Source organism: Corallococcus silvisoli, assembly GCF_009909145.1.
GTDB classification, from domain to species: Bacteria; Myxococcota; Myxococcia; order Myxococcales; family Myxococcaceae; genus Corallococcus; species Corallococcus silvisoli.
Window position 1 is genome coordinate 213,006 of record NZ_JAAAPJ010000005.1, and the last position, 15,346, is coordinate 228,351.

The 15,346-nt window shown below is 71.0% G+C and carries 11 protein-coding genes; 5 read left to right on the forward strand and 6 right to left on the reverse strand.

Annotated features, from left to right (window positions below):
- Position 1: 1 nt before the first annotated feature.
- From GTY96_RS09975 to cysD, 5 genes are all read right to left on the reverse strand, one after another.
- Positions 2 to 4,093: a TOMM system kinase/cyclase fusion protein gene (locus GTY96_RS09975; protein WP_235685505.1), complete on the reverse strand. Its 4,092-nt coding sequence runs from the start codon at positions 4,091 to 4,093 to the stop codon at positions 2 to 4.
- An 8-nt stretch (positions 4,094 to 4,101) separates the two neighbouring features.
- Positions 4,102 to 5,892, reverse strand: a complete 1,791-nt coding sequence (locus GTY96_RS09980) for an FHA domain-containing protein (protein WP_161664719.1) — start codon at positions 5,890 to 5,892, stop codon at positions 4,102 to 4,104.
- 141 nt (positions 5,893 to 6,033) lie between these two features.
- On the reverse strand, positions 6,034 to 6,594 hold the full coding sequence (gene cysC, locus GTY96_RS09985; RefSeq protein ID WP_143900803.1) for an adenylyl-sulfate kinase: 561 nt from the start codon (positions 6,592 to 6,594) through the stop codon (positions 6,034 to 6,036).
- A gap of 12 nt (positions 6,595 to 6,606) precedes the next feature.
- Positions 6,607 to 7,872, reverse strand: a complete 1,266-nt coding sequence (locus GTY96_RS09990; protein ID WP_143900805.1) for a sulfate adenylyltransferase subunit 1 — start codon at positions 7,870 to 7,872, stop codon at positions 6,607 to 6,609.
- A complete protein-coding gene (cysD, locus tag GTY96_RS09995) occupies positions 7,872 to 8,777 on the reverse strand; it encodes a sulfate adenylyltransferase subunit CysD (protein ID WP_221938228.1) in 906 nt (301 codons plus the stop codon). Before cysD ends, GTY96_RS09990 begins: the two co-directional genes overlap by 1 nt.
- A 225-nt stretch (positions 8,778 to 9,002) precedes the next feature.
- Between cysD and GTY96_RS10000 the strand changes: the two genes are divergently transcribed.
- Positions 9,003 to 9,773, forward strand: coding sequence for a thioesterase II family protein (locus tag GTY96_RS10000; RefSeq protein ID WP_143900809.1), 771 nt, complete (start codon positions 9,003 to 9,005; stop codon positions 9,771 to 9,773).
- 73 nt (positions 9,774 to 9,846) lie between these two features.
- Positions 9,847 to 10,599 carry a hypothetical protein gene (locus GTY96_RS10005; protein ID WP_161664589.1) on the forward strand — a complete coding sequence of 251 codons (753 nt, stop codon included), beginning with the start codon at positions 9,847 to 9,849 and terminating at the stop codon, positions 10,597 to 10,599.
- A gap of 4 nt (positions 10,600 to 10,603) precedes the next feature.
- Here GTY96_RS10005 and GTY96_RS10010 read toward each other — a convergent pair whose 3' ends face one another.
- Positions 10,604 to 11,386: a 4'-phosphopantetheinyl transferase family protein gene (locus GTY96_RS10010; RefSeq protein WP_186001869.1), complete on the reverse strand. Its 783-nt coding sequence runs from the start codon at positions 11,384 to 11,386 to the stop codon at positions 10,604 to 10,606.
- Between the two features lie 29 nt (positions 11,387 to 11,415).
- Here GTY96_RS10010 and GTY96_RS10015 point away from each other — a divergent pair, with 29 nt between their 5' ends.
- The 3 genes from GTY96_RS10015 to GTY96_RS10025 all read left to right on the forward strand — a co-directional run bounded on the left by GTY96_RS10015 (position 11,416) and on the right by GTY96_RS10025 (position 15,317).
- Positions 11,416 to 12,717, forward strand: a complete 1,302-nt coding sequence (locus GTY96_RS10015; RefSeq protein WP_235685506.1) for a phosphatase domain-containing protein — start codon at positions 11,416 to 11,418, stop codon at positions 12,715 to 12,717.
- Between the two features lie 243 nt (positions 12,718 to 12,960).
- Positions 12,961 to 14,220, forward strand: a complete 1,260-nt coding sequence (locus GTY96_RS10020; RefSeq protein ID WP_161664590.1) for a glycosyltransferase — start codon at positions 12,961 to 12,963, stop codon at positions 14,218 to 14,220.
- Complete coding sequence (locus GTY96_RS10025) at positions 14,217 to 15,317, forward strand: hypothetical protein (protein ID WP_143900816.1); 1,101 nt, start codon at positions 14,217 to 14,219, stop codon at positions 15,315 to 15,317. Before GTY96_RS10020 ends, GTY96_RS10025 begins: the two co-directional genes overlap by 4 nt.
- The last annotated feature ends 29 nt before the right edge of the window (positions 15,318 to 15,346 follow it).

Genomic DNA, 15,346 nt, shown 5'->3' on the forward strand with positions numbered 1-15,346 from the left:
GTCAGCAATCTCCTCCCAGCGCCGCCAGCAGCGCCCGGGCCTCCGAGACGGGCGGGGTCGCCAGCCCCTCGGTGAAGGTACTGTAGACCGTTTGCAACCGCAGCCGGGCTTCTTCCTGCCGCCCCGTCGCCTGGAGCACCCGCGCCAGCGCGGTGACGGCCTGGAGCTCGCGCATCCGGGCCCCCTGCGCCTGGGCCCCCTCCGCCGCCTGCCGGAAGCACGCCTCCGCGGCGGGGGCCGTGGGCCCGTCGCGCCGCAGCAACACCTGGCCCTTGACGCGCAGCAGCTTCGACTCGTGATAGCCCTCGCCCAGGGCCTGGGCCCGCTGCCGGCCGCGCTCCACCGTGTCGAGCGCCGCGTCCACGTGGCCCAGCTCCAGCTCCAGCTCCGCGAGGATGGCGTAGTAGGCCGGCTGGTCCATCTCCGTGCCGAAGGCCTCCCGCATGGCCACGCCCCGCCGCGTCGCCTCCAGGTCCTTCACCGCCCACCCCCGCAGGATGCCCACATAGGCGGACTGCTCCAGCAGGCCATGGCGGTGCGACAGCTCCGCGTGCTGGTGGATGAGCTGAAGCGCCTCCGTCCGGTCGCCGTGCTCCTGGGCCATCAGCAGCAGGTAGATGAACGACAGGCCAATGCTGGTGCCGTGGTTCAGCTCCCGGCCCCACGCCACCGCGGCCTCGCCGTGCGCCTTCGCCTGGTCCGCGAAGCCCAGCAGCCACAGCCCCCGGCACAGCACGGACTCGCCGCCCACCCGGGTGTCCTGCCCGTAGAGGATGCGGTGCATCCGGTGCGCCACCGGGTCGAACAGCGACAGGCACCGCTCCGCCCTCGCCTTCGCCTCGCCCAGCCGGCCCTCGAGCAGTTCGATGTTGGACAGGATGGTGAGCGCCACCGCCTCCTGCCCCGTGTCGCCGGTGCGGCGCGCCAGCTCCACCAGCCGGTCGAGCAGGCCGCGCACCCGGCGCTGGTCTCCCCCCAGGTGGTAGTAGATGGAGAGGATCCACAGGGTCGGGGCCGCGTACGGGCTCTCCCCCACCGTGAGGAGCAGCTCCAGCGAGCGCTCGGCCACGGTGCGCAGCTCCTGCGAGCGCCAGCCCTGCGTGGACATCAGCGCCGGCGCGAGCACGCCGTTGAGGCTCAGCTCCAGCTGCGCGCGCTCCAGCGGGTCCTCGATGGCCTCCAGCCAGGACAGGCCCAGCCGCGCGAACAGGATGGCCTCCACGTAGGCGGAGCGCACCAGCGCGTTGAAGGCGGCCTTCTGCGCGTAGCCGATGGCCTTGCGCTTGAGGTTCGCGGACGACAGGTGGTGCGCGAGCAGATCCGGCCGCGACTCCACGACGTCCGGGAAGTGCGCCTCCAGCGCCTCCGCTGTCTTCGCGTGCATCTGCTGGCGGTACCGCTTGAGCATGGAGTCGTAGGCCGCGTCGCGCACCAGCGCGTGCTTGAAGAGGTACACGGGCCCCTTCGGCCGGCGCTTGCGGTGCAGCAGCCCCGCCCCCACCAGCCGCTCCAGGTCCGCCTCCAGCGCCTCGGGCGTGAGGGGGCTCACGTGGCGCAGCAGCTCGTGCGTCAGCTCGCGCCCCAGCACGGACGCCACCTGCGCGGTCTCCTTGCCGCGGCCCAGCCGGTCCAACCGGGCGACGAGCAGGTCGCGCAAGGTGCCCGGCACCGCGGGGCCCGCCTTGCCGGCCTCCAGCGCGAAGCGGCCCTCGCGCTCCACCAGCGCGCCGGACTCGCGAAGCGAGCGCACCAGCTCCTCGACGAACAGGGGGATGCCGTCCGTGCGCGAGGCGATCTCCTCCAGCGCCTCGGGGGACAGCGGGCCTCCCGCGGCGGCGGTGGCCAGCCGCTCCACCTCGCCGCGCGCGAGGGCCCCCAGCCCCACCTGCGTCACCGAGGACGCGGGCCACGGCGGCTCGAACTCCGGCCGCGCGCTGAACACCGCGAGCAGGCGCGACGAGGACACCTCCGCCACCAGCTCCTTGAGCAGCTCCAGCGTGGACGGGTCCGCCCAGTGCAGATCCTCCAGCGCCAGCACCACCGGCTGGCGCTCCGCCAACGCGGCGAGGAACGCCAGCAGCGCGTGGCGCGTGAGCTCCCGGTGCTTCAGCGGTGACACGTCCAGCGGAGCCCAGCGCTCCGGCGGCAGCGGCAGCGACAGCAGCGGCGCGAACAGCGGCAGCGTCTCCGCCAGGTCGAAGCTGTAGCCGGACAGCAGCGCCTCCAGTCCCTTCAGCCGGCCTTCGGGCGGCAGGTCGCGGTGGGGGTCCAGCATCCGCGTGAGCAGGTCCACCACGGGGAAGTACGCCTGGCTGGAGCTGTCCGCCGTGCAGCGCGCCTCCAGCCACGTGTGCGGCTCCACGCCCAGCCGGTCGCCCAGCTCGCGGGTGAGGCGCGACTTGCCGATGCCCGGCTCACCGGACACGAGCACCGCCTGCCCCTGCCCGGCGCGCACCTGCTCCCAGCGCGCCAGCAGCAGCTCCAGCTCCCGCGCGCGGCCCACCAGGGACAGCGCGTCGTCCTCGCCGCTCCACGTGGCGTCCGCGCCCTGGAGCACGAACGTCTCCAGGCCGGGCGGCAGCAGCTCGTCGGGGGATGTGGGGACCGGCTCCAGCGGGAAGTGCTTGCGCACCAGCTGCTGCGTGTCCCCGGTGACGAGGATGGCGCCCGAGGGCGCGGAGGTGGACAGGCGGAAGGCCAGCTTGGGCGTGGTGCCCACCACGAAGCCCAGCCCGGACAGCGTCGGGTCCCGCTGTTCGCGCGACACCACGAGCCCGGTGTGCAGGCCCACGCGGATCTCCACCCGCGTGCCGTGCTCGGACTCGATGGCGCGGCCCCGGCGGCGCACCTCGGCCACCATGTCCAGCGCCGCCTGCGCGGCCCGCCGCGCGTCGTCCTCCCGCGCCGCCGGGTAGCCGAAGTAGAAGAGGACGATGTCGCCCAGGGCGCTGGCGATGTGGCCGTTGTAGCGCCGGGCGATTTCAATGCAGACCTCCTGCTGGGCGCCCAGCACGTGGTCCAGCTCCTCGATGTCCACCGGGCCCGGCGCCGTCTGGGTGGCGGACAGCGTGCAGCACACCACCGTCAACTGCCGGCGCTCGCCCTCCGCCCACCTCCGGCCACGCGTGGACAGGGCGTTGGGCGTGCGGCTGGACAGCTCCACCGTCGCCGTCTCCGCGTTGGGCGCCGCGGGCTGGATGCGCACGGGCGTGGGCCGGCGCGGCAGGTTGGAGACGTCCACCGCCTCCAGCTGGCGCAGCAGCACCTCCGCGGTCACGGTGCGCTGCGAAGGATCCTTGGCGGTGACGCGCTGGAGCAGCTTGCCCAGCGGGTGCGCGGCGATGACCGGGGGAACGGGCACCGGCTCCGCGGAGAGCTGCTGGAAGATGACCTCCGCGACGGTGGCGCCCTCGAAGACGCGCCGGCCGGTGAGGCACTCCAGGAACACCAGGCCCCAGGCGTACAGGTCCGAGCGCGGCGTGGGCGCCTGCCCGCGCAGCTGCTCCGGCGCCGCGTACGACGGCGTGCCCAGCGATTCGTTGGTGGAGGTGATGCGCGGCTGCGCATCCGCGCGCGCCAGCTCCTCCGTCACCGACCCGATGCCGAAGTCCAGCACCAGCGCGTTGCGGCGCGCGCCCGTGGGCACCACCATGACGTTCGCGGGCTTCAGGTCGCGGTGCACCACGTTCTGCGCGTGCGCGCACGCCAGCGCGTCCAGCAGCTGGAGCATCAGGTGGCGCGCCTCCACCGGATCCAGCACGCCCTCCTCCGCGAGCACCTGCGCCAGGTTCCTGCCCGGGACGAACTCGAAGATGGAGTAGACGGCGCCGCCCTGCGCGCGCCCGGAGTCGATGAGGCGCACGATGTTCGGGTGGTGCATCTGCGCGCACAGCTTCATCTCGCGCTCGAACCGCGCGCTCCTGCGCTCCACCGACTCCGGCGTCGCGCCCTCCGTCAGCCGCAAGAGCTTCACCGCGACGCTCTGGCCGGTGGTCACCTGCCGGGCCTTGTAGACGCGGCCGAAGCCGCCCTCGCCCAGCTCGGACAGGATTTCGTAGCGGCCCTGGAAGGCGTCCAGCAGGTGGGGGTCCATGGGGTTCTTCATCGCGTTCCCGAGCCTCGCTCCATTGACGACCGTGCACCGCCCCGCCGGGGCAGCGTGATGACGAACTCCGTGAACTCGCCCGGCACCGACTCCATGCGGAAGGTGCCCTGATGGCCCTGGACGATGATGTCATGGCTGAGCGACAGCCCCAGCCCCGTCCCCTGCCCGGGCGGCTTCGTGGTGAAGAACGGGTCGAAGATTCTGCCCGCGCTCTCCGTGGGGATGCCGGGACCGTTGTCCCGCAGCCGCACTTCCACCTGATCCAAACGCGCCAGGGTGCGCACCTTGAGCACCGGCACGTACGCGGCGCCCTGTGCCTGTCGCTTCTGACGCATGGCGTAGAGCGCGTTGTCCACGATGTTGATGATGACGCGGCCGACCTCCGCGCGGATGAGCTCCAGGCGTCCGACGTCCGGGGCGTACTCCGCGTCCAGACGCACCGGCAGGGGCTCGCCGCGCATGCCGCCCTGGCCCAGGGCGACGCTCTCCGCGACCAGGGTGTTGAGGTCCACCTCCTCGCGCGGGCCGGGCGCGCGGCGCGCGTGCTGGAGCATGCCCTGGATGAGCGCGTCCGCGCGGCGGCCGTGCTCGTATATCTTCTGGACGTTGGTGCGCAGGCACGCGAGCGCCTCGTCCACGTCGCGCGCGGAGGCCGGCGTCAGCTGTCCCCGCTGCGGCTCCAGCACCCCGGCCAGGTCCTCCGTGAGGCCCACCGACAGGCCGGCGAAGTTGCTGATGAAGTTGAGCGGGTTGCGCAGCTCGTGCGCCATGCCGCCCACCATGGCCGCCAGCGAGGCCAGCTTCGCGTCCATGATGAGCTGCATCCGCTGCACCGTCTCCTCTTCGATGCGGCGATAGAGCCGGGCGTTCTCCAGCGCGAGCGCGGCCTGTCCCGCGAACGCGACGAGGAAGTCCAGGTCGTCCTCGGAGAAGCTCCGGGGCGCGGACACGTTGTCCACGTACAGCACGCCCAGCACCTCGTCGCGCGGCTTGAGCGGCACGCACATGGAGGCGCGGATGGAGCTGAAGATGACGGAGTCGGCCGCGCCCAGGCGCGGATCATTCACCGCGTCGGAGAACAGGGCCGCCACGCTGCGGCGCAGGACGAAGTCCACGATGTTCTGGCTGAAGATGGGGCCGCGCACGGCCGCGCCCTCCGCCGTCTTCGACACGCGCGGCTCCAGCTTCCCGGAGCCCTCGTCCAGGAGCAGGATGACGCCCCGGTCCACGGGGAGGATCTGGAACGCCAGGTCGAGCACCCGGCCGGGGAGCGCGTCCAGGTCGTCCGTGACGGACAGCAGCTTGGCCACCTCCTGGAGGAGGCGCATGCGCTCGCGGGCGCGCCGGGCCGCGCTGGCGGCCTCTTCGGCGGATGGCTCCTGGCCGGACACGGCTTGCACCAGCGTCTTCAGCGGCACGCGGGTGAGCGCGCGCGTGAGCTGGGGACGGGGCTCGTCGGAGGCACCGGACGGCTCGCCAGGACGGCCGGGGGCCACCCCGGGCGGGGGGTCGCGGGTGAGCAGGAAGACGAGCTCGCCCAGGGTCAGCGTGTCGCCGGGGCGCAGCTCCTTGCGGCGGATCTGCACGCCGTTGACGAAGGTGCCGTTCTTGCTCTGCAGGTCGGTGACGATGAAGCGGCCGTCGGCGGACTCGATGCGGGCGTGTTGGCGCGACAGGCTGCGGTGCGGAATGCAGATGGCCTGATCGTCGGCGCGGCCAATGGTGATGGTCGCGTCCCCCAGGGGGTAGGTCAGCTCATCCGACTGACCGGGGTTGTAGACGAGCATCGGCACGGCGCGGACCCCCTCCAGTGTCGAAGCCTAGCCGAAAAGCCCCCGCGGCCACCCTGCCCTGCCCGCACGTCCCAGGGAGTCGTTCGCCGGGACAACGACGCATCCCGGCGCGAAGCGGAGGCCCACGGCGGTGTGCTAGGCGGCGCTCGCGGCGGGGACCAGCAGCCCCCGGTCCCGAAGCGTGTCGAGGATGCGCTCCAGCCCCGCCTCGACCGTCTCCGCGTCGGAGCGCACGATGATCTCCGGCGCTTCCGGCGGCTCGTAGGGATCCGACACGCCGGTGAAGTGGGGGATCTCCCCCGCCAGGGCCTTCTTGTAGAGCCCCTTCACGTCGCGGGCGATGAGGGCCTCCAGGCTGGCCTGGACGTAGACCTCCAGGAAGGGGATGCCGGCCTGGGTGGCCAGGGCCCGCACCTCGTCCCGGGAGCTCTTGTACGGAGAGATGGCGGCGGTGATGACGCCCACCTCGTGCCGGGCCAGCACGCGCGCCACGTAGCCGATGCGACGGACGTTCTCCTCGCGGTCCTCGCGGCTGAAGCCCAGGCCGCGGGACAGGTACGTGCGCACCTCGTCCCCGTCGAGCAGCTCCACGCGCTGCACGGGCGAGAGCTGGCGCGCCACCGCGGTGGACAGCGTGCTCTTGCCCGCGCCGGACATGCCAGTGAACCAGAGGATGAAGCCCGGACGCTGTTGCATCGCTGTCTGCTCCTACCTGTCCACCGCGGGACCGTTGATCATCCCCGCGCCCACGGTGGCGTTGGTGCTCTCGTCGATGAGGATGAAGCTGCCGGTGCTGCGGTTGCGCCGGTACTCGTCGAAGAAGAGCGGCACCGTCGTGCGCAGCGTCACCCGCCCCACTTCGTTGAGCTTCAGGCCCTGGCTCTGGTCGTCCCGGTGCAGGGTGTTGACGTCCAGCCGGTAGTGCAGCTGCTTCACCATCGCGCGCGCCATGCGGGTGGTGTGCTTGATGGCCAGCCGAGACCCGCTGTTCAGCTGCGTCTGGTCCGACAGCCAGCACACCATCGCGTCGATGTCCTGGCTCGCGACGGGAGGGTTGCCCGGGCGGCACAGCATGTCGCCGCGGCTGATATCCAGCTCCTCCTCCAGCGACACGTTCACCGACATGGGCGGGAACGCCTCCGTCAGCGGCTTGCCGGCCAGCTCCAGCGACTTGATGCGCGTGGTGAAGCCGGACGGCATCACCATCACCTCGTCGCCCGGCCGCATCACGCCGCCCAGGAGCTGCCCGGAGTACGCGCGGTAGTCGTGGAACTTCTTCGCGGACGCGGGCCGGATGACCCCCTGCACGGGGAAGCGCAGGTGGATGAGGTCGCGGTCGGACGCGATGTGCACGTTCTCCAGGTGGTGCAGGAGCGTGGGCCCCTGGTACCAGGGCATCCGCTCCGAGCGCGTCACCACGTTGTCCCCGCCCAGCGCGGAGATGGGGATGAACGACAGGTCCGTCACGTCCAGCTTCATGGAGAACTGGCGGAACTCCTCGCGGATGCGCTCGAAGACGCTCGCGTCGAAGTCCACCAGGTCCATCTTGTTCACGCACAGCACCAGGTGCGGCACGCGCAGCAGCGACGCGATGAAGGCATGCCGGCGCGTCTGCTCCAGCACGCCCTTGCGCGCGTCCACCAGGATGAGCGCCAGGTCCGCCGTGGACGCGCCCGTCACCATGTTGCGCGTGTACTGCAGGTGCCCGGGCGTGTCCGCGATGATGAACTTGCGCTTCACCGTGGAGAAGTAGCGGTACGCCACGTCGATGGTGATGCCCTGCTCGCGCTCGGCCTTGAGCCCGTCCAGCAGCAGCGCCAGGTTGACGTACTCGTCGCCCCGCGCGTGGCTGGTGCGCTCCACCGCGGCGAGCTGGTCCTCGAGGATGGACTTCGTGTCGAACAACAGCCGCCCGATGAGGGTGCTCTTGCCGTCATCCACGGAGCCCGCGGTCGCGAATCTCAGCAGTTCCACTAGAAGTATCCCTCGCGCTTGCGGTCTTCCATCGCCGTCTCACTGAACTTGTCGTCCGCGCGGCTCGCGCCGCGCTCGGTGACGCGGGACGCCTGCACCTCCGCGATGACCTGCTCCACCGTGGACGCGGTGGACTCCACGCAGGCGGTGCACGTCATGTCGCCCACCGTGCGGAAGCGCACCGTCTCCGTCGTCACCTGCTCCCCGGGCAGCATGGGCAGGAAGGGCGACCAGGCCATCAACATCCCGTCGCGCCGGAACACCTCGCGCCGGTGCGTGTAGTAGATGGACGGCAGCGCCACGTTCTCCCGGCCGATGTACTGCCAGATGTCCAGCTCGGTCCAGTTGGACAGCGGGAAGACCCGCAGGTGTTCGCCCCGGCGGTGGCGGCCGTTGTAGAGCGCCCACAGCTCCGGCCGCTGGTTCTTCGGATCCCACTGGCCGAACTCGTCGCGGAAGGAATACACGCGCTCCTTGGCGCGGGCCTTCTCCTCGTCGCGGCGGGCGCCACCGAAGACGGCGTTGAAGCCGTTCTTCTCGATGGCCTCCAACAGCGGCTGCGTCTGAAGGCGGTTGCGCGAAGCGCGGGGGCCGCGCTCCTCCGTCACCTTCCCCGCGTCGATGGACTCCTGGACCGACGCGACGATGAGCCGCGCGCCCAGCTCCGCCACCCGTTCGTCGCGATACTGGAGGACCTCCGGGAAGTTGTGCCCCGTATCCACGTGCATCAGCGGAAACGGCAGCGGCGCGGGCCAGAAGGCCTTCACCGCCAGGTGCAACATCACCGCGGAGTCCTTCCCACCCGAGAAGAGCAGCACCGGCCGATCCAGCTCCGCCGCGACTTCCCGGATGATGAAGATGGACTCGGCTTCCAGCGCCTCAAGATGTGAAAGCTCGTAGCTCACGGCCAAGCAAGGTACCACAACCGTCCCTCCACCCAACCGTGGCTGTGAAAGTTTCCGTGAGACACGCCAGATGAGACATGCGGGGGCCGGTGATGAAACACGACGGCCCGACCTGACGGGGTGGACGCCTTCACGGGGCCGCACTCCGGGTGGGTGGCGCGGGGGCTCGCGCAGTGTGCGGGAAGGCGTTCCGCCCCGACGGCACATGGTATAGACGGCCGCGTCATGGCAAGCGCTTCCACTCCTGTCCTGGATCGTTGGTTTCCGTCCCGCAAGCCGCAGCCCGAGCCTCGGCTGCGCCTGTTCTGCCTGCCGTTCGCCGGCGGGAGCGCGGCCATCTACACGCCCTGGAGCATGGCGCTGCCCACGGGCGTGGAGCTGTGCGCGGTGCAGCTGCCCGGCCGCGAGCGGCGCCTGATGGAGCCGGCGCTCAAGTCGCTGCCGGAGCTGATGGCGGTGCTGATGCCGGCGCTGACGCCGCTGATGGACCGGCCCTTCGCGCTGTTCGGCTACAGCATGGGGGCGCGCATCGGCCTGGAGGTGGCGCGGACGCTGAAGCGCCAGGGCGGGCCCCAGCCCCTGGGCTTCATCGCGGCGGCGGCGCCCCCGCCGGCGCACAACGAGCGGGAGGCCATCCACAAGCTGGACGACCCGGGCTTCATCGCGAAGCTGCGCGACTACGACGGCACGCCGGAGGAGGTCCTTCAACACAAGGAGCTGCTGGAGCTCATCCTCCCCACGCTGCGCGCGGACTTCGCGCTGGCCTGGTCCGAGGACGGCAAGGACGCGGTCCCCCTGGACATCCCGCTGTCCGTGTACGCGGGCAAGGGGGACAAGCACGTGGGCCTGGACACGATGGAGCACTGGCGCGCGGAGTCCACCGCCGACGTGCGCATCCGCCACTTCGAGGGGGGCCACTTCTTCATCCGCACGCACGGGCCGCCGGTGCTGGCCGCCGTGCGCGAGGACCTGACGCGCTGGATGACGACCCCCTAGGCCTCCGCGGAGGACGGGCCCTTCGCCCTCCGGCCGCTCGCGCGTGAAGCCGGGCCGGCGGATACTTCCGCGCATGGCTCAGCACCGCATCCATGCCGGGACGGACATCGCGTGCGTGGGAATCTGGGACGCGGGGCTCCCCCCTTCGGAGCGCCCCCTCTCGGACAAGATGCTGGACGCGAGCGCGGCGCGCGGAGAGCTGCTCGCCATCCACACCAGCGCGGACGGCGGCTACCTCCTCCAGGTCCACGTCGACGAGCCGTTCGTTCCGCCGGCCTCGCCGCCGTTCGAGACGCTCGGACGCGAGTTCGGGCTCCACCTGGGGTCGGGAAGCGCGCTGGCGGGTGGGTGCGAGGACTTTCGCAGTCCCCGCCCCCAGATCACGTCCGCGGACGACCGGCTCCAGGTCGAGCCGTCCTGGTATCGCGTCCGGGTCCACCTCAACCGGATGGAGTCGGACGAGGACGAGCAGCGCTCCCACGAGGAAGCCGCGCGGGCCCTGACCGAGGAGGAGCTCGCGCGGTACCGCTCGCAGGGGAAGGCCCTCCGCACCAACGCCCTCATCACCGGGGCGGCGGTCGCCACCGTCGTGGCCACCGTGCTCTTGCGAGGCGGGCTCGTCCTCGGCGTACTCGCCGCGCTCATCGCCGCCGCGACGGGCTGGAGGCGCCTGCGCGTCAAGCGGGAGGGATACGACGCGCTCCACGTGCGCTACCAGCGCGCCCTCGATGCGGCCACCCCGCCGGACATCGTCCTGGAGTTGTACCGCGCCGAGGGTCCCCTTCCAGGGGGCACCGTGGCGCTGGACGACGCGACCTTCACCTGATCCGCTAGGCCGTCACGATGCGCGGGGGCGCGTCACCGGAGAGCGGCACGGTGTGCTGCCAGCGCACCGTGAGCGCCCCACCGCGGGGCCTGCGGAAGGCCACCGCTGCCTGGTGACGGGCGGACGGCCGGTGCTGCATGAACTGCCACACGTCCGGCAGGTCCTGCATCCGAGGGTCGAAGCTGATGCGCGGCATCTGCCCCGGCACCAGGTCGAAGGCGAATTGATCCAGCGGCAGCGACAGGCCCGCGCCCCTCGCCTTGATGTAGGCCTCCTTCAGGGTCCAGTACTCGAAGAAGCGCTCGCGCTGGCGCTCCTTCGGCAGGGAGCGCAGCGCCTGCACCTCCGCGCGCGCGAAGTAGTGGTCGGCGATCTCCACGCTCTCCCCGGGGCGCTCCGCGTCCTCGATGTCCGCGCCCAGGTCCACGTCCCGGCCCACCGCGACCAGCGCCATGCCGTCGGTGTGGCTCAGGTTGAAGCGCAGCCACTGCCCCTCCGGACCGGCGATGGCCGGGCGCCCGTATTCGTTGGGGACGAAGCGCCACGCCTCTGGCGCGACGGGCGCGTAGCGAGACAGGGTCAGCCGCACCAGCGCGTGCGACACCAGGTACTGACGCTGGTGGCGCTCGAAGTGGAAGCGCCGCTGCCGCTCGCGCTCGCCACCGTCCAGCAGGGCCTTGTAGGCCTCCAGCAGGCGCGGGTCGTCGATGCGCTCGGGCTCGACGAGCCACACGTGGACCTCGTCGGAACCCAGGGCCAGGGGCGAGAAGGAAGAGGACACCGTCATGTCGCGCAGGGAAGCAGGAACCGCCGCGCATGTCACGGGGGCTGGTCCGCCCGTGCCGGGGCCGCGTAGGCTCCGCGGGCCGCGCGCTCGCGCCGGGCCTGTCGCACCTGGGGGAGAACAGCCGCATGGACCTGTCCGCCGCGACGACCAAGCTCCAGGCGCTGCGCCGGGACATGAACGGCCACACGGACCGGACCGACGAGCGCCGCATCCTGGACCTGCTGGAGGGCGCCACCGGCGAGGAGCTGAACTTCCTGCTCGCCAACGTGGATCTGGTGCGGCTGCTGTCGGACCTGGACGACCGGCTCCTGGGCCCCGACCACCGCACCGCGCTCCTGGAGCTGCTGTGCGCGCGCCGGGCGGCGGAGCTGTCCCTGCCGGTGCGCGCGTCGCTGGCCACCGCGCTCCAGAAGGGCGCCACGCGCGCGAAGGCGGAAGCGCGGCTGCGCGACCTGTTCCTGGGCCTGAAGGGCCGCGAGCTGACCGCGTTCAAGAACCTGCTCGACGCGGGCGGCGACTCCCACGACCTGCACCATCTTGTGTTCGACGACGTGGACGACCCGGCGGTGCGCGAGGCGCTGCTCACCCACTTCCAGCGGGAGGCCGCGGCCTCTCCCAGCGGTGAGAACAAGGTCCTGAGCGACATCGACGACACGTTCTTCCGCAACTGGGTCGACCCGCGCTATCCGCCGAAGACGGTGTACCCAGGGGTGCTCGCGTTCTACCAGGAGCTGGACCGGGGGCCGGGCATCATCCCGGGCCGCGCGGGCGACCTCGTCTTCGTGAGCGCCCGGCCCCGCGATCCGCTGGGCCTCATCGAGAACGCCACGCTGGAGTCCCTGCGCGAGCGCGGCGTCCCGCTGTCGGTGATGCTCTCCGGCAGCTTCTTCCATCTCGTGGGCAACACGCGCATCGCTCAGAAGAAGTTCGAGAACTTCGAACAGTACGCCCGCCTCTTCCCCGAATACGGCTTCGTCTTCGTGGGCGACAGCGGCCAGGGCGATGTGGAGTTCGGCGCCCGCATGCGGGCCACCCACCCCCAGGCGGTGCGCGCCGTGTTCATCCACGACGTGGTGGCGACCCCGCGGCCGGTGCGCGACGAGTGGCGCGCACGGCACCTCTTCTTCTTCGACACGTACGTGGGCGCCGCGGTGGAGGCCTTCCACGCGGGCGTCATTTCCCGCGACGGGGTGGACCGCATCGCCGCCGCCGCGAGCGAAGCCCTGGCGGCCATTGCCTTCCCCTCCCCCGCGCGGCGCCATGAGCGAGAAGCGGAGCTGGCCCACGACCTCGCCCGGGCCCAGGCGCTTCCCCGCGCGTCGGCTGTCTGAAGGTCGACCCGGGACGGCCCGGGCCGCATGGCTCGGAGCGTGAGCATCCTGGCCCCCAAGCCCGGGGTGGCGCCCACTTCCCATCAGCCGCCACGTCCGAGGGTCCCGGGCAGTTGGCGTGCTGCTTGAGGAGCCCCAACCTTGCCACCGCTTCACAGGGGTGGAGCGGGCCGTCTGGGGACGGAAGGAAGGGCTCCGGCGAGGCCGGGGCCCTTCCGGGGCGTGAAAAGGCACGCGGGTCCGATGGAACTGTTTCCCATCCATTTGTTGTTCATCGTCGTCCTGATGAACCGCTACATCCTCGGCCCCTTCCTCCGGCGGCTGAAGGGTCAGCGGTTCGAACGGGTTGATGACACCTACCGTCCCCGGGTCGCCATCATCATCCCCCTCTTCAACGAGGGCGAAGGCATCTTCCACACGGTGCGGGCGCTGCTGGCACAGGACTACCCCCGCGAGCTCACGGAGATCATCGTCGTGGATGATTGCTCACGCGACGACAGCGTCGCGTGGGCGACCAAGGCCGCGGAGGGGCACCCCAACGTCCGGGTGATGCGCAACCCGGAGAACATGGGCAAGCGCAAGGGCATCAACCGGGGCGTCCGCGCCGCGACGAACGCGGAGATCATCGTCTCGGTGGACTCCGACGTGCTGGTGGACAGGAGCGCCGTGCGCCAGCTCATCCGCCGCTTCGTCCACCCGAACGTCGCCGCCGTGGGCGGACGCACCTTCGTCAGCAACCGTCATCAGAACTGGATGACGCGGATGATTGAAATCAAGTTCCACTTCGCCCAGTGCTGGCTGAAGGACCTGGAGCGCTCCTTCCGTCAGGTGATGTGCCTGTCCGGCTGTCTCACCGCGTACCGCCGGACGGTGCTGCTCCAGTTGGAGCCCATCCTGGAGACGCGCGCCATCGCGGGCGTCCCCATCAAGTACGGCGAGGACCGCTTCCTCACGCGGCAGATCGTCAAGCACGACTACGAGACGGTCTACACGCTGGACGCGTACTGCTTCACCGCCGCGCCCTCCAACCTGACGGGCTACTTCTCCCAACAACTGCGCTGGCGACGCTCCAACCTGGTGGACCTGCTCTCCGGCCTGTCACACGCGTGGCGCCTGCACCCGGTCATCACCGTGCACTACGTGTCGCAGCTGGCCCTGCTCCTGTCGTACCCCGTGGTCATCGTCCACAACCTGCTCAACGGCGAGTTCTGGGACATCCTCTCGTTCCACTTCCTGGTGATTGGCCTGCTCGGCTTCGTCTACCGGATCGAGACGCGCAACCTGCCGGAGGACCGGCGCGTGGCTGGGGCGAGCTTCCTGCCCATGGCCCTGCTCATGCCGGTGACGTACGCGCTCTTCACCCCCCTGGCCCTGCTGACGCTCGACTCCGGGAGCTGGGAGACGCGCGGCAGTCCCACCACGGCGCCCGCGCCCTCCCCTGTCGCCAATCCCGCCCCCGCGAAGCTCACCTCCAACTCCGCAGGAGAGGGAACCCCGTCATGAATCAGCAGATCGCCAACCGGCTCAACTCCGTCGCCGTGTCCACCTACAAGGTCATGGGCTCGGTGCTCCTGGGGTTGATCCTGGTGGGCCTGATGTCCTTCCTCGCCGTGCAGGGCTTCTTCCTGGCGAGCAGCGGCTGGGTGACGCCCACCATCCTGTCGCCCACGGATCCCAACGTCCTCCAGCTCAACGCGCAGGCGGCGCAGCAGGAGTCGGAGCGCGACGCGCTCATGGCCAAGCGGCGGGAGACCGCCGACCGGCTGCAAGAGGCCGAGCGCACCGCGGCCACGGAGCGGTCCTTCCAGCAGCGCTTCCTCGTGGCCCTCCGGGGCGAGAAGATCTCCCGCGAACGGCTGTCGCGGCGGCTGTCCGCGCTGCGCCAGGAGTACCTGCGCGCGGGCGGGGAGATCGCCGAATCCAACCGCGCCTACAGCGGCCTGGCGCGCACGCGCACGAGCGCGCTCTTTGGCGCGAAGCTGCTGGAGCGCGAGGACGTGCTCACCGTCAACCACCACCTGGCGCAGATGGCGCAGAGCAACCTGTCGCTCGCGCAGGAGACGGTGGACCTGGACATGCGGCTGGACACGCTCCGGCGCGAGCGCCAGGGACTCACCGCCGCGGAGAACGGCCTGGGCCAGGACGATGCGCCGGAGGGCCTGACGACGGACACGCTGCTGCTGGAGCGTGAGTACACGCAGTCGGTGCTCGCGCTGGCGCGCGCGGAGGCCCAGCGAAAGAGCCTGGAGGAGGACGTGCGCGCCCTGGACGATCGCATCCGGCGCTTCAACCAGCTGCTGCTGGTGCTGCACGGCTCGCCCTACCTGAAGGCCCTGGAGCAGAACCTCACCGTGGCCTTCGTGCCCTACGAGAACCTGACCAACGCACGCGCCGGCACCCCGCTCTACACCTGCGCGCTGAAGCTGCTGTGGTGCCGCGAGGTGGGCGTGGTGGGGCCCGTCCTGGAGGGTGAGGTCAGCCAGCAGCACCCCATCCGCCAGTACCACTTGCGAGGCGTGATGGTGGAACTCCAGCTTCGCGATGCTCCCAGCGCACGAGAGCCGCTGCTCCACCTGGGCCACCCCCCGTTGATGTTGTGAGCCCTTCTTGAGAATGGAAATGGAGCGGA